20 protein-coding genes are annotated in these 13,739 nt (G+C 42.0%); 17 read left to right on the top strand and 3 right to left on the bottom strand.

All coding sequences use genetic code 11. The annotated features are described in order from the left end of the window. Positions 1-20 precede the first annotated feature (20 nt). From M2369_RS19280 to M2369_RS19220, 13 genes are all read left to right on the top strand, one after another. Entirely contained in the window at positions 21-224 is a 204-nt protein-coding gene (locus M2369_RS19280) for a DNA-directed RNA polymerase subunit alpha C-terminal domain-containing protein (protein WP_483861613.1), read from the top strand. Positions 225-299: 75 nt separating this feature from the next. Next, positions 300-662, top strand: a complete 363-nt coding sequence (rplQ, locus tag M2369_RS19275) for a 50S ribosomal protein L17 (protein WP_003216944.1) — start codon at positions 300-302, stop codon at positions 660-662. 124 nt (positions 663-786) lie between these two features. After that, positions 787-1,629, top strand: coding sequence for an energy-coupling factor ABC transporter ATP-binding protein (locus M2369_RS19270; RefSeq protein WP_008345218.1), 843 nt, complete (start codon positions 787-789; stop codon positions 1,627-1,629). After that, the gene (locus M2369_RS19265) at positions 1,605-2,474 is read left to right on the top strand and encodes an energy-coupling factor ABC transporter ATP-binding protein (protein WP_024718300.1); all 870 of its coding nucleotides are present in this window, start codon (positions 1,605-1,607) and stop codon (positions 2,472-2,474) included. The genes M2369_RS19270 and M2369_RS19265 overlap by 25 nt, the downstream gene beginning before the upstream one ends. After that, complete coding sequence (locus tag M2369_RS19260) at positions 2,471-3,268, top strand: energy-coupling factor transporter transmembrane component T family protein (protein WP_008345215.1); 798 nt, start codon at positions 2,471-2,473, stop codon at positions 3,266-3,268. The genes M2369_RS19265 and M2369_RS19260 overlap by 4 nt, the downstream gene beginning before the upstream one ends. A gap of 11 nt (positions 3,269-3,279) precedes the next feature. Further along, complete coding sequence (truA, locus tag M2369_RS19255; protein WP_081114669.1) at positions 3,280-4,023, top strand: tRNA pseudouridine(38-40) synthase TruA; 744 nt, start codon at positions 3,280-3,282, stop codon at positions 4,021-4,023. A 164-nt stretch (positions 4,024-4,187) separates the two neighbouring features. Further along, positions 4,188-4,625, top strand: a complete 438-nt coding sequence (gene rplM, locus M2369_RS19250; protein WP_003217042.1) for a 50S ribosomal protein L13 — start codon at positions 4,188-4,190, stop codon at positions 4,623-4,625. Between the two features lie 20 nt (positions 4,626-4,645). Beyond that, positions 4,646-5,038, top strand: a complete 393-nt coding sequence (rpsI, locus tag M2369_RS19245; protein ID WP_007496354.1) for a 30S ribosomal protein S9 — start codon at positions 4,646-4,648, stop codon at positions 5,036-5,038. Between the two features lie 177 nt (positions 5,039-5,215). Further along, on the top strand, positions 5,216-5,731 hold the full coding sequence (locus M2369_RS19240) for a GNAT family N-acetyltransferase (protein ID WP_259255643.1): 516 nt from the start codon (positions 5,216-5,218) through the stop codon (positions 5,729-5,731). A 97-nt stretch (positions 5,732-5,828) separates the two neighbouring features. Beyond that, the gene (locus tag M2369_RS19235) at positions 5,829-6,575 is read left to right on the top strand and encodes an amidohydrolase family protein (RefSeq protein WP_259255641.1); all 747 of its coding nucleotides are present in this window, start codon (positions 5,829-5,831) and stop codon (positions 6,573-6,575) included. A gap of 36 nt (positions 6,576-6,611) precedes the next feature. After that, on the top strand, positions 6,612-7,085 hold the full coding sequence (locus tag M2369_RS19230) for a GNAT family N-acetyltransferase (RefSeq protein ID WP_259255640.1): 474 nt from the start codon (positions 6,612-6,614) through the stop codon (positions 7,083-7,085). A 110-nt stretch (positions 7,086-7,195) separates the two neighbouring features. Beyond that, positions 7,196-7,804 (top strand): class A beta-lactamase-related serine hydrolase, encoded by a 609-nt coding sequence (locus tag M2369_RS19225; protein WP_259255639.1) that lies wholly within the window; start codon positions 7,196-7,198, stop codon positions 7,802-7,804. Positions 7,805-7,819: 15 nt separating this feature from the next. Next, on the top strand, positions 7,820-8,194 hold the full coding sequence (locus M2369_RS19220; protein ID WP_259255638.1) for a hypothetical protein: 375 nt from the start codon (positions 7,820-7,822) through the stop codon (positions 8,192-8,194). 37 nt (positions 8,195-8,231) lie between these two features. On the opposite strand, the gene M2369_RS19215 is transcribed toward M2369_RS19220, so the two are convergent. Beyond that, positions 8,232-8,801, bottom strand: coding sequence for a DUF4825 domain-containing protein (locus M2369_RS19215; protein WP_259255637.1), 570 nt, complete (start codon positions 8,799-8,801; stop codon positions 8,232-8,234). Between the two features lie 146 nt (positions 8,802-8,947). Between M2369_RS19215 and M2369_RS19210 the strand changes: the two genes are divergently transcribed. The 3 genes from M2369_RS19210 (at position 8,948) to M2369_RS19200 (ending at position 11,325) form a co-directional block, all read left to right on the top strand. Then, positions 8,948-9,391 (top strand): YbaK family protein, encoded by a 444-nt coding sequence (locus tag M2369_RS19210; RefSeq protein ID WP_259255632.1) that lies wholly within the window; start codon positions 8,948-8,950, stop codon positions 9,389-9,391. A gap of 58 nt (positions 9,392-9,449) precedes the next feature. Next, positions 9,450-10,163 carry an N-acetylmuramoyl-L-alanine amidase CwlD gene (gene cwlD / locus M2369_RS19205; RefSeq protein WP_017359175.1) on the top strand — a complete coding sequence of 238 codons (714 nt, stop codon included), beginning with the start codon at positions 9,450-9,452 and terminating at the stop codon, positions 10,161-10,163. Positions 10,164-10,266: 103 nt separating this feature from the next. Beyond that, complete coding sequence (locus M2369_RS19200; RefSeq protein WP_110487782.1) at positions 10,267-11,325, top strand: Mrp/NBP35 family ATP-binding protein; 1,059 nt, start codon at positions 10,267-10,269, stop codon at positions 11,323-11,325. A 38-nt stretch (positions 11,326-11,363) separates the two neighbouring features. Here M2369_RS19200 and gerD read toward each other — a convergent pair whose 3' ends face one another. Next, entirely contained in the window at positions 11,364-11,942 is a 579-nt protein-coding gene (gene gerD / locus M2369_RS19195) for a spore germination lipoprotein GerD (protein WP_007496366.1), read from the bottom strand. Between the two features lie 90 nt (positions 11,943-12,032). On the opposite strand from gerD, the gene M2369_RS19190 reads away from it, so the two are divergent. Next, positions 12,033-12,635 carry a KinB-signaling pathway activation protein gene (locus M2369_RS19190; RefSeq protein ID WP_008345196.1) on the top strand — a complete coding sequence of 201 codons (603 nt, stop codon included), beginning with the start codon at positions 12,033-12,035 and terminating at the stop codon, positions 12,633-12,635. Here M2369_RS19190 and pdaB read toward each other — a convergent pair. Next, positions 12,628-13,392 carry a polysaccharide deacetylase family sporulation protein PdaB gene (gene pdaB / locus M2369_RS19185; protein ID WP_017366469.1) on the bottom strand — a complete coding sequence of 255 codons (765 nt, stop codon included), beginning with the start codon at positions 13,390-13,392 and terminating at the stop codon, positions 12,628-12,630. The genes M2369_RS19190 and pdaB overlap by 8 nt on opposite strands. Positions 13,393-13,739: the final 347 nt, after the last annotated feature.

The raw sequence follows: 13,739 nt of genomic DNA, 5'->3' as shown, positions 1-13,739 counted from the left end.
AAGAATACCAATAAGAAACAGTGATTGACATTAATATTGATGACCTTGATCTTTCTGTTCGTTATTACAACTGTTTGAAGCGTGCGGGTATTAACACTGTTCAAGAGCTTGCTAACAAGACAGAAGAGGATATGATGAAAGTTCGTAACCTTGGACGTAAATCTCTTGAAGAAGTGAAAGCGAAACTAGAAGAACTTGGACTGGGTCTTCGTAAAGACGATTGACTAGTTTCATTGTGAACTAGGATTTTCGTGTGTTTTTTATTCATACAGCATCTCTAATTAAGGAGGGGACATCACATGGCATACAGAAAGCTAGGACGCACTAGTGCACAACGTAAAGCAATGCTTCGTGACCTAACGACTGATTTGATCATCAACGAACGCATCGAAACAACTGAAACACGTGCGAAAGAACTTCGCTCTGTAGTTGAAAAAATGATCACTCTTGGCAAACGCGGAGATCTTCATGCTCGCCGTCAAGCTGCAGCTTACATTCGTAACGAAGTAGCTAACGCTGAAACAAACCAAGATGCACTTCAAAAATTATTCGCTGACGTTGCAACTCGCTACGAAGATCGCCAAGGTGGATACACTCGTATCATGAAGCTTGGACCTCGTCGCGGCGATGGCGCACCAATGGCTGTCATTGAATTAGTTTAATCACATATCGTGTATCTAAGAAAGGGCGGGACAGTTCATAACTGGATCTATGCCCTTTTTTAGATACTACGGCTTTTTAGCAATAGGCAAAGTAGAGGTTGAGCTGAGAGGAGGTCCGGTAGAGATGGAGAAGACATTAATTGACGTAAAAGACATTGTATTTCGTTATCACAAAGATGCGGACAAGCCCGCTTTAGACCAAGTGTCATTGCATGTGAATCAAAATGAATGGCTTGCCATTGTTGGCCACAACGGTTCAGGTAAATCCACACTTGCCCGTGTACTGAATGGGCTCATTTTACCGGATGCAGGAACGGTCAAGGTTGGTGAGATTGAGCTGAAAGAAGAAAGTGTTTGGGATATTCGCAAAAAGGTCGGCATGGTCTTTCAAAACCCAGACAACCAATTCGTTGGCTCAACGGTTCGTGATGATGTGGCTTTTGGTTTAGAAAATAACGGGGTTGAGCGGGAATTGATGATAGAGCGTGTAGATTGGGCTGTCAAACAGGTCAATATGCAGGAGTTTCTTGATCAAGAGCCGCACCATCTATCAGGCGGGCAAAAGCAGAGAGTAGCAATCGCAGGTGTACTTGCCGCAAGCCCTGACATCATGATCTTGGATGAAGCAACATCAATGCTTGATCCGATTGGCCGTGAAGAAGTGTTAGAAACCGTCAGACTGCTGAAGGAACAAGGAACGGTCACGGTCATTTCCATCACACATGATTTAGACGAGGCTGCGAAGGCAGACCGCGTTATTGTGATGAATGGTGGGAAGAAATTTGCCGAGGGAACACCAGAGGAAGTATTTGAACTAGATGAACAGCTGGTTCAGATTGGACTTGATCTGCCATTTTCCTACCGTTTGAGTAAGCAATTGAAGCAGCAAGGTGTGCCGCTTGCAAATGCCCATTTGACACAAGAAGGATTGGTGAAAGAGCTATGGACATTACGATCAAAGAATTAGAGCATCGTTATCAAATGAAAACGCCGTTTGAGCGTCTCGCTTTGTATGATGTCAATGCTTCCATCAAAGAAGGCAGCTATGTGGCTGTCATCGGTCATACGGGTTCTGGCAAGTCGACGTTGCTGCAGCACTTAAATGGACTGCTCAAGCCAACAAAAGGGAGCATTGCGCTTGGAGATACGGTCTTACAAGCCAATAAAAAGCAGAAGGATATGAAACCCCTTCGAAAAAAGGTCGGCATCGTGTTTCAGTTTCCTGAACACCAGCTCTTTGAAGAGACCATTCTGAAGGATATCTGTTTTGGTCCGATGAATTTCGGTGTTCCAAAAGAAAAGGCAGAAGCCAAGGCTAAAGAGATGCTGAAGCTTGTAGGCCTTCCTGAATCCTTGTTATCTCGATCACCCTTTGAATTAAGCGGTGGTCAAATGAGACGTGTGGCGATTGCAGGTGTTCTAGCGATGGAGCCAGAAGTGCTTGTGCTTGATGAGCCGACTGCGGGATTAGATCCACGCGGACGTAAAGAAATCATGGACATGTTCTATGAGCTTCATCAAAAAGCCAACCTGACGACGATCCTTGTGACACACAGTATGGAAGATGCCGCTCATTATGCGGATCAAATGATTGTGATGCACAAAGGAACAGTAAAAGCGACAGGTACGCCGAGGGAGCTATTTGCCAATCGTACCGACATGTCTTCTTTCGGTCTGGACCTCCCGGAAACGATCAAATTCCAGCAGGCTGTCGAAGAAAAGCTGGGGATGACGTTTCCAAGACCGCTTCTGACCATGGATGAAATGGCAGAAGCCTTAACAGCTTTATATCAGGAGGACACGACATCATGATGGATAGTATGATTATCGGCAAATATGTGCCAGGTACATCCTTTGTCCATCGTCTTGATCCAAGGACAAAGCTGTTATCAATTTTCTTTTTTGTCTTTATTGTCTTTTTTGCGAATAACTACATCACTTACGGGCTTTTAGGGGTCTTTACGATCCTTGTGGTGATGGTGTCTCAGGTGCCGCTGTACTTTATTCTCAAAGGAATGAAACCCATCCTTTGGATTGTTCTGTTTACCTTTATTCTGCATATCTTCATGACAAAGGATGGCGCTTTGCTCTTTCACTTTGGTTTTCTGAATATTTATGAAGAAGGTCTAAAACAGGGGATTTTCATTTCACTCCGTTTTGTCTATCTCATCATGATGACAACACTTCTGACGTTGACCACAACACCTATTGAAGTGACAGACGGGATGGAGAAGCTGTTGCATCCTTTCCGTAAAATCAAGCTACCTGTTCATGAACTTGCTCTTATGATGTCAATTTCTCTTCGATTTATTCCGACTTTACTCGAAGAAACAGACAAAATCATGAAAGCCCAAATGGCAAGAGGTGTTGATTTTACAAGCGGACCCGTGAAAGATCGTTTAAAAGCGATTGTTCCGTTGCTTGTCCCGCTTTTCGTCAGTGCGTTTAAGCGTGCGGAGGAATTGGCGACCGCTATGGAAGCGAGAGGCTACCGCGGGGGAGAAGGGCGTACGAAATACCGTCAGCTTGTCTGGGGCATGAAAGACACGTTCACGCTGCTTCTATTCATCCTGTTAACAGCACTCCTTGTGCTGCTTAGAAATTAGGTGATGCCTAGATGAAAGTAAAATGTACCGTATCATACGATGGGACACATTTTAAAGGGTATCAAGTGCAACCAGGACAGCGTACTGTACAAACGGAGATTGAATCTGCTCTTGCTAGAATGCATAAACAAGATGAACTGATTCCGATTGTGGCTTCCGGCCGGACGGACAGTGGCGTTCATGCAAAGGGACAGGTCATCCATTTCGACACCCCGCTTGCCATCCCGATGGAGAGATGGCCGTTTGCCCTCAATAGTCTCCTGCCTGATGACATCAGGGTTCTAAAGGCTGAGGAAGTGGATGAATCGTTTCATGCACGTTTTAGTGTCGTTTCGAAGGAATACCGTTATAAGGTCTCAACGGAAACGCACCAAAATGTGTTCACGAGACAGTATGCGTGTCACTTTCCTTACCCGTTGGATGTCGACAAAATGAGAGAAGCAGCTGGGCACCTCATTGGCATACACGATTTCACAAGCTTTTGTGCGGCCAATACAGAGGTTCAGGACAAGGTGAGGGAGATTTATGCCCTTGAGTGGAAAAACGTCTCAGACGGGCTTGAAATGCGTGTGAGAGGGAATGGTTTTTTATACAACATGGTGCGAATTATCGCTGGAACGTTACTTGAAATTGGTTCTGGTAAATTTCACCCTGAGGAGATAAAAGCCATGCTTGCCGCCCGAAATCGCGAAGCGGCAGGCAAGACTGCGCCCAGTCACGGACTGTATTTATGGGAAGTTTTCTATGACAACTAAACCAGGTGTAACATGTTCTTGACACAGGAAGCAGAAAGTTATAAGATATCATATGGTATGTATTTCAACCCCACAAATAAGCCCCGGAAGACTTATCTGTGTTTTGAAATAGAACGTAGCATTTGATTCAGGAAAATTCATTGATTTATTTAGGAGGGAAACTCATGCGTACAACACCAATGGCGAACGCAAGCACAATTGAGCGCAAATGGCTAGTGGTTGATGCGGCAGGCAAGACTCTAGGTCGTCTTTCTACTGAAGTAGCATCACTTTTGCGCGGTAAGCACAAACCAACTTATACACCACACGTTGATACAGGTGATCACGTGATCATCATCAATGCTGAGAAAATCGAATTAACTGGTAAGAAATTGACGGACAAAATTTACTACCGTCATACGATGCACCCAGGTGGTTTGAAACAAAGAACTGCTCTTGAGATGCGTACAAACTACCCTGAAAAAATGTTGGAGCTTGCTATCAAAGGTATGCTTCCAAAGGGTCCACTAGGTCGTCAAATGTTCAAAAAATTAAATGTGTACCGTGGTTCTGAGCATCCACATCAAGCACAACAACCTGAAGTTTACGAACTTCGCGGTTAATTATAAGGGAGGTTAACAATTTGGCACAGGTTCAATATTACGGTACAGGTCGTCGTAAAAGTTCTGTAGCGCGCGTTCGCTTAGTTCCAGGTGAAGGCCGTATCGTCGTTAATAATCGTGAAATTACTGAATACATTCCATTCGCTGCTTTAATCGAAGACGTGAAACAGCCTTTGAACATCACAGAAACAGCTAACAGCTACGATGTTCTTGTAAATGTTCACGGTGGTGGATTCTCTGGTCAAGCTGGAGCAATTCGTCACGGTATCTCTCGTGCTCTTCTAGAAGTAGATCCTGAGTACCGTACACCACTTAAACGTGCTGGACTTCTTACTCGTGACTCTCGTATGAAAGAGCGTAAGAAATACGGTCTTAAAGGCGCACGTCGCGCACCTCAGTTCTCAAAACGTTAATCAATTTTATATTGTATGGACGTTTTACAAGGGTTTGTACAGACAAACCCTATATAAAAAAGCATCAGCATCCTGCTGGTGCTTTTTTATTTGTGTTTTTTTCTGTCTGGAAACATATAAAATAGGATCATAGTCAGGTTTCTGTTTAAAAAATGATGTTAAAGGGGGATGGCATTTATGAATCTAACAACAGAAAGATGTCTCATTCGACCGTTTATTGAGGATGATTGGCAGGATGTCTATGCATATACATCTGATCCGGTGGTGATGAGGTATATGCCAGAAGGTGTTTTTTCTAAAGAAGAGGCGCAGGAATTTGTCAAAAATAATCGTCTTGAGACGGGCAAGAATTTTGCTGTTCTATTAAAAGAAGATCATACATGCATCGGGCATATCGTGTTTCATCCTTACTTTGGTGAGCACACATATGAAATTGGCTGGGTCTTCAATTCTGCATATCAAAACAAAGGCTATGCATCAGAAGCGGCGTATGCTGTCCTGCATCATGGTTTTCACACAATGAATTTACATCGAATTATTGCCACTTGTCAGCCTGAAAATGTGCCGTCATGGAGAGTGATGGAGAAAATGGGGATGAGAAGAGAGGGATATTTTAAAAAATGTATACCACAAGGAAATGAGTGGTGGGATGAGTTTTATTATGCCATCTTACGAGAGGAATGGAAAACTTGATAAGTTTTCATGATATGAAGTAATTCGTCATTCCAAATATCCCTTGGCTTGCTCTATTGATATAATCAGGTCAAATAAGCAGAAGAGGGGCGCGGGCATGAGGATCTTTGATGCACATTTTCATATCATTGATTTTGATTTTCCTATTCAAGAAAACCAAGGATATACACCGCCGAGTTATGCGGTGAATGATTATAGGAGAGAGACGGCTGATTTAGGGATTGTAGGTGGAGCGATTGTATCAGGGTCATTTCAGGGCTTTGATCAAGGTTATTTGTTGAAATCACTAGATGAAATGGGACCGGCTTTTTGCGGTGTGACTCAATTACCTTTTACAGCAACTGATGATGAGATTGTTCAATTGAATCAACAAGGGGTAAAGGCTTTACGTTTTAATGTGAAGCGGGGCGGTTCGGAGGATATTTCAAAGCTCGACTATTTTGCGAAAAGGGTATATGAGCTGGCTGGGTGGCATAGTGAGATTTACATAGACGCTAAGCATCTCCCTGACATCTCATCAACGCTTGAACAGCTACCGGCCGTTTCCGTTGATCATCTAGGCTTATCTGAAGAAGGTTTGCCGCATTTGCTCAAGCTGGTTGAAAAAGGTGTTCGTGTGAAAGCGACTGGCTTTGGGCGTGTTGATTTAAAGGTCGAACATGCATTGACGTCTATTTATCAAACGAATCCTGATGCACTGATGTTTGGTACAGATCTTCCATCTACAAGGGCGAAACGTCCATTTGAATACGGTGATATTGAATTGATTCAACAGATGTTTGATGAGGAAGCGGTGGATAAAATTTTATATGAGAACGCTATCAATTGGTATTTTGGCAAATGAATAAAGGCTTCCATTCCGTGATAGGAGGTGTGTTCATTGAATCTGAATCAATTGACATTTAGGGAAGCCGTCCAAGGAGACCTCGACAACATCGTTTTGATGCTTTCAGATGATAAATTAGGCCAAAAGAGAGAACGCTACACTCGTCCAATATTAGAAAGCTACCTCAATGCCTTTCATTCGATCGAAGCGGATCCCAATATTGAACTAATCGTCGCTTGTGATTGGGAAGAGGTAGTCGGTTTTCTCCAATTAACAATGACTCCATTTCTAACGTATCAAGGAGGATGGCGAGCTTCAATAGAAGGAGTTCGTACAGCCTCGACTCATAGAGGAAGAGGAATTGGCACATTGTTGATCAAGCGGGCTATTCAACGCGCAAGTGACCGCGGGTGTCATATGATTCAGCTGACAACTGACAAACAGAGGCCAGAAGCACGCCGTCTTTACGAAAAGTTGGGATTTGAAGCTACACATGATGGGATGAAACTGCATCTTCTTCGTAAATAAACACACCAAGAAGCAAAGGTATTCACAGCCCTTTGCTTTTTTGTTCCTTTGTTTCAAATATTTGTTATATTGGAGACGAGAATCTATAGTGGTTTGGAAAGGAGAAACATTTGAAGAAAACAAAAGAGGATCTTTTGGCATTTGTCACGAAAAACAAAAAGGACGTATCAGTAACAATTATTGAAAATGAAGATGTGGTATTAGATTGGAATGGTGATCAAAAAACACCACTTGCAAGTACGATGAAATTAATTGTTTTGTTTCATTTTGTTAAAGCTGTATCCAGCGGTGACATCAAGCTAGGTGAAAAAGTGGCATTGTCTGATATAGAGCGGTTTTATATTGATAGAACCGATGGCGGTGCTCACACATACTGGCTAGAGGTCAACGATTTTTCTGAGCATGCAACTTTATTAGATGTTGCCAAAGGGATGATGCAATTTAGTTCGAATGCTTGTACTGATTATTTGATTGACTTGCTCGACTTAAAAAAGATCAATGATCAGATGAAACAAGCAGGTCTTACAGAACATGATGAACTCATGCCGCTGACACCCAAGGTGTTGTGGCCAGCCTATGTATCTGATCATGAGCAGGATGCATTAAAGCAAATAAGCGATGTAACTGATGAACAATACAAATCTCTGATGTTCGAGATTTTTCATATCATGAAAAATGACCCGGAGCATAAAAAGGCGTTAGAAGAAAAATTGATGTAAAAGAACTTGTTAAGCTTGCGTATTCAATCTTTACTGACGCAAAAGATGACAAGGTCTACAACGAATCAATATGCACATTTTATGAAACGTCTACAGGATGAGCTGTTAACAACAGAAGAAAAGCGTCTTTTTAGCCAAATTGTGTTGGGAGAAACATTGAAGACGGAAACAGATCAATATATTTGGTATAAAGGTGGATCGACGTTGTTTGTTGTCACTGCTGCCTTATATCGAAAAACGGATACATCAACTATATCGATTTCTCTATTCATCAATGACCTGAAAGCGGAGAATTCTCACTGGATGGGGGAAGTGTTCGATGAATTTATACTTACCGTAGTAGCAGATCAAAACTTTCGACAACAATTGATTCAAGCTTTTACTACATAATTATCAAAAAACAGAGGGTGACGCCCCTCTGTTTTTATTATTTCTTGATGGGAAACGCTTTGTATACATCTTGACGTTTATCTTTTGACTTCACAACTCCATCAACCAGTTCCTTTTGCCAAAGCGCTGTATCGTCTTTGTACACTTTAAAAGAATGAGGCAGCTTTTTTTCTAGCTGTTTTCTTTTAAACGTGACGGATGGCTCGTCTTTAGCGTTCATCTTGAGTGTCACTTGCTCCACATTATCGATAAGAATAAAAAGTGCCAATACATTATATAAGTAGTTTTTTTCAATGGTATCCTTCTTATCAAACCAAAATGAATCAAACTGTTCTTCTGTATCATTGGTATTTTCTTTCACGCCGTATGTCACTTTTAGCGCTTTTTCATCTACGATTTCATACTCGCGAATCACGTTACCTGGAAGATCTGATAAAATAGCCCCGACTGCTCCATTGTCTCCAATATACGAATTTTTGTGTTTGGAGAGCTGTTTTAATGATATGTCTTCTATTCCTTTTATGTCGCTCTTCTGCTCGGTCGCTTGACTGCCGCATCCAGATAAGACGACTGTTAGTAGCAACAGGATATACATCCACTTCTTCATGAATTTTGCCCCTTTTCTATTCTTTCTATATATAAATGTTCATTTTATCACAATTTTCCAATCCGTTAGCGCATTGATTTCCATTTACTGAACTGCATGTTTTGTTCAAACCAACGAACAATACAAAGAAAAAAGGAGTTCAGTCCATGGCAGAAGTTCTTTCATTTTATCAATTAAAAACAAAACGAGATGTCACGCTTGAAAAGAAGCTGTTGCGTACATTGTCTCTTCAACAGGTGACGGTCGCTTCCGAGAAATTCACGAGGAAGCTGTTCCCATTTGCAGATGATCCAGCTGGGATTATGAGTGATGGCTGTATCGATTTCGCCATTGAGGCTTTTTTAGCAGGTGGGAGATACGGTGAGTCGAGTAAGTATGGTGAATCCTTCGATGATATAAAAAAGCGGTCAGTTCATGAAGAAGATGAGCTGGTTGAGGAGCTAACAGGGTGTTTGCAATCGTGGGGGAATATGTTCCGAATGGAGCGTAAGATGTCGTGTCTGTATCCATTTGCGAAGGAATTTTTAAGTAAGTGGTGGCAGGAAGGCTTTCGGGAATCAGAAAAAAGGCATAAGCTTCGACTGCACTAAGCATATTTCCAGCCCTTGTCCCATATCTATAAAATAATGGTGTATGGGAGGGACAGGGATGAAAAGAAAGCTGAAATGGACAGGGTTTTTAATCGGGTTTATTGTCCTCTTATTCTTATTCAGATTTCAGTTTCTAAATGATGATTCGTGGAAATCGTGGAACTTGCCTTTGAGCGGCAAGATCATCTATTTAGATCCGGGTCACGGCGGTCCAGATGGCGGGGCCGTAGGAGGAGAGCTGCTCGAAAAAGAGATTGCACTGGATGTGTCCATGAAGATAAGAGACTATTTGCAGGAGCAGGGAGCGCTTGTTCTCATGACCCGAGAAGATGACTCTGATTTATCATCAAAGAATACAAAGGGTTATGCCCGAAAGAAAGCGGAGGATTTGAGAAACCGTGTGAAAGTCATCAATGAATCTGAAGCGGATCTCTATTTAAGCATTCATTTAAATGCGATCCCATCGAACAAATGGAGCGGGGCACAGACGTTCTTTTACGGAAAGTATGAAGAGAATGAAAAAGCAGCGAAGTTCATTCAAGATGAATTGCGCAACAACCTTGAAAACACAGATCGCAAGGCGAAGCGAATCAATGGGATTTATTTAATGCAAAATGTCACGAAGCCAGGAGCGCTTGTCGAAATCGGATTTCTATCGAATCCAAAAGAGGCTGGTCAGCTGGCGACTCCTAAATATCAGGATCAAATTGCTGCTTCGATTTATAAAGGCATTTTAAGATATTTAACAGAGCAAAAAGAGCCGCCTGAATAAGGGGCTTTTTCCTGTTTATCGCAGGCAAAGAGGACAGACATTGTAAGGATATGTATGATATACTTGGATTGTAAACGAATTCAATAAAGGGTGAGGTTCTGCTATGATCGGACAAGATGATGTGAGAAAACTAGTTGGGAAGATGGACGAACCTTTCCTTCATATACCGCTCGGTGAGCTGGATGCCATCAAGGAAATCAGCCTAAAACCTGAAAAAGAGCATGTGAGCTTAAAAGTGGCGATTGCCAAAACAGGCACTGCTGAGCAGATGAAGCTGCAGCAAGACATCGTACAAGCTTTAAAAGCAGCGGGCGCGAACACTGTAGGACTTCGTTTTGAAGAACTGCCTCAAGAAACGCTTGAAAGGTTTATGCCGTCACAAGATGAGGAAGAAAACCTGCTCAACTCTAAAAATCCACCTGTGTTCTTAGCGATTGCGAGTGGAAAGGGCGGCGTTGGGAAATCAACTGTTTCCGTTAACCTGGCTGTGGCACTGGCTCGTCTAGGGAAAAAAGTGGGACTGATCGATGCTGATATTTACGGCTTTAGCGTACCGGATATGATGGGAATCACCGTCAGACCGACAGTAAAAGGGGAAAAGATTATTCCTGTGGAACGCTTTGGCGTCAAAGTGATTTCAATGGGCTTTTTTGTTGAAGAAAACGCACCGGTCATTTGGAGAGGACCGATGCTTGGTAAAATGCTAAATAACTTCTTCCACGAAGTAGAGTGGGGAGAATTAGATTACTTACTATTAGACCTTCCGCCTGGAACAGGTGATGTGGCACTTGATATTCATACGATGCTTCCGAGCTGTAAAGAAATCATTGTGACGACACCGCATCCAACAGCGGCTTTCGTTGCTGCTAGAGCAGGCGCAATGGCACTGCAAACAGATCACGAGGTGCTAGGGGTCGTTGAGAATATGAGTTACTATGAAAGCAAAAAAACAGGTGAGAAGGAATATGTCTTTGGAAAGGGCGGCGGGGATAAGCTGGCGGAGGAGCTGCGTGTATCAGTTCTTGGTCAAATCCCTTTAAGACAGCCTGATTGGAATGAGGACGATTTTGCACCTTCTGTCTATGATGCGAGTCATCCGACAGGGGAAGTGTATCAACACATTGCCAATAAAGTCATTGAACAATTAACAGTGAAAGCATAATGAAAGCCCGAGTGGACCTTGTGCCACTCGGGTGATGTTTAACTGCCGCTTCCTTGTGAACCGGAATCATTGCTGCTTTCAGAGACTGCTTTTTTTAGCTCATCTTCGAATTTCTTCTTATAGAGAGGGCTGCTTAATGTTTCTGTAATAACTTTCTCTAAGTGCTTTCGGAACTCTTTGCTTTTGACCAGTTCACCGTATTTCTTTTCCATTTCAGGATCCTTGAGAATATCCATCATCATTTGTTGATAGTCAGGGTCCTTCATCAATTGTTTTAACATCTTTTCATGCTGTTGCTGCATGGATTTTGCGAAAGTCTCGGCAAATTTAGAATCCTCAAAGACCTTCTTCCAGAACTCTTTGCCTTTATCAGAAGTCAGTGTTTTCTCTATTGTTTTTTTCACAGTTTGTTCATCCATTACCAAAGCTTCATTCATTGCCTCGTCATTTAATAACTGTTGAATGGCCTTTTTACCGTCATCTGTTTTCAAAATATCGACGACCATTTTTTTCGTTTCGTCATAGTCCATATTAGATGAGGATTGGGTTTTGGGAGCACAAGCTGTTAGAGATAAAAGAAGAAAACAGCTCATTATACGCAAGATGCCTTTTGACATACTGTGGCTCCTTTCGTTACATGTCTTACTTTTAATATGAATGTTTCACATGAATTTATACATAACAAAAATAGGGGTTGGGTCATTTCAATGAAAAGTCGGGATTTAGTTCGTTTTTTCTTCTCTGTGCTGGCTGTTGGAGCGGTCATTACAAGCGTGGTAGGTTTTGCGCTGGAGTGGGGGAAATATCAGAAGCTGTTTGTATCGTTTGAGATTTTAGAGATTGCGTCTGTGTTATTTTGGTTTATTGGTGTGGGGATGATCTTTAGTGTAATCAGTCAGATGGGGTTTGTTGTCTTTTTGACAGTGCACCGGTTTGCGCTGGAGATTTTCAGGTCGCATTCTTTATGGAATACCATTCAGTTATTCCTTGTGATTTTCGTGCTGTTTGATTTAGCTTATTTGCGGTTTTTGTTTTTCGGGGAGAATGAATCATTTCTTCCATACTTGTGGCTGCCTGTTTTTATCGGTGTGTTTGCATTGATCGTGTCTTATTTTAAACAGCAGCAGTCCTCTAAGAAAACATTTATTTCTGCAATGTTTCTCATGGTCGTCATCACGTCGTTAGAATGGTTTCCGGCGCTTAGAGTCAATGAAGAGGACTGGCTATATTTAATGCTATTCCCGTTATTAGGTTGTAATGCGTTTCAGTTATTAGCTATGCCGCGGTTTTCAAAAGCAAAAGCTACTTAACCTCAGTTGACTTTGTTTTTGTATTAGAGATAAGCTCGCCAACCGTGACGTTTCTTAAATTCTTGTCTTTTAAGTGTTTTAAAATGGCTGGTAAGGCTTGAGCGGTTTGGGTGGCTGAATCTGAGGCGTGAAGGAGAATGATGTCTCCGCTTTTCATTCGATCATTTACATTATGAACAATCTGGTCGACGCCCGGGTTCAGCCAATCTTGAGAATTGATGCTGTAATGGACAACGGTATAGCCATACTGTGTTGCAATTTTCAATACCGTTTCATTAAATTGCCCAGTTGGTGGTCTTAATAATTGAATGTCTTCCAGTCCAAGCTTTTGGAATGTATTTTGTGCACGGACAAGATCTCGCTTAATTTCGTTTTCTTCAAGCTGGCTATAATTTTTATATGCATAGCCAAGGCTGCCGATTTGATGGCCGTCCTCTTTAATCCTTTTCACAATATCCGGGTGACGCTCAGCCCAAGAAGCAGACAGAAAGAAAGTGGCGTTCTTTATATCGTACTCTCGGAGGACATTTAAAATAGGAACAGCCTTCTCGTCTCCCCAGCCAATATTAAACGTAAGGGATGCGTGTTTTGATGAGGTCTCTCCTTTATAAATTGCTCGGGGTCCTTGTTCTGTTTTAAATACCGACAGCGGCGGTGCCTTTTGTACATAAAAAAAGGTTGCAGCTGCAAGGGCTGCTACAAGAATAATGACTACTTGCTTCAGCCGTTTAATAGGCAACACATATAATCGACTCAATTCAAACACTCCTGCCTTGTCCGAGATTGTTACTTGATTGTATGCAGGACAAGGGTTTAACATGCACGATAAAACTATTTTAAAAAAAGTTCTGAAAAGGCGTTGACCAACAGAATGTTTTCGTGATATATTATTAATCGTCGCTGACACACAGTGACAAACACAAACGCTTCGGGAAATAAACTTGAAAAAAGTTGTTGACATAAGATGAAGCGAAATGTTATATTATTAAAGCCGCTAAGAACGGCGAAGATGATCTTTGAAAACTAAACAAGACAAAACGTACCTGTTAATTCGAGTTTTTATAAAAAAATCCTATGATACATCATAGGTAGTCAGTCAAACTG

The organism is Bacillus sp. JUb11 (assembly GCF_024807925.1).
Classification (GTDB): Bacteria; Bacillota; Bacilli; order Bacillales; family Bacillaceae; genus Bacillus; species Bacillus altitudinis.
The sequence above is the reverse complement of the archived record's forward strand: the minus strand, read 5'-3'. Positions and strand labels throughout refer to the sequence as shown.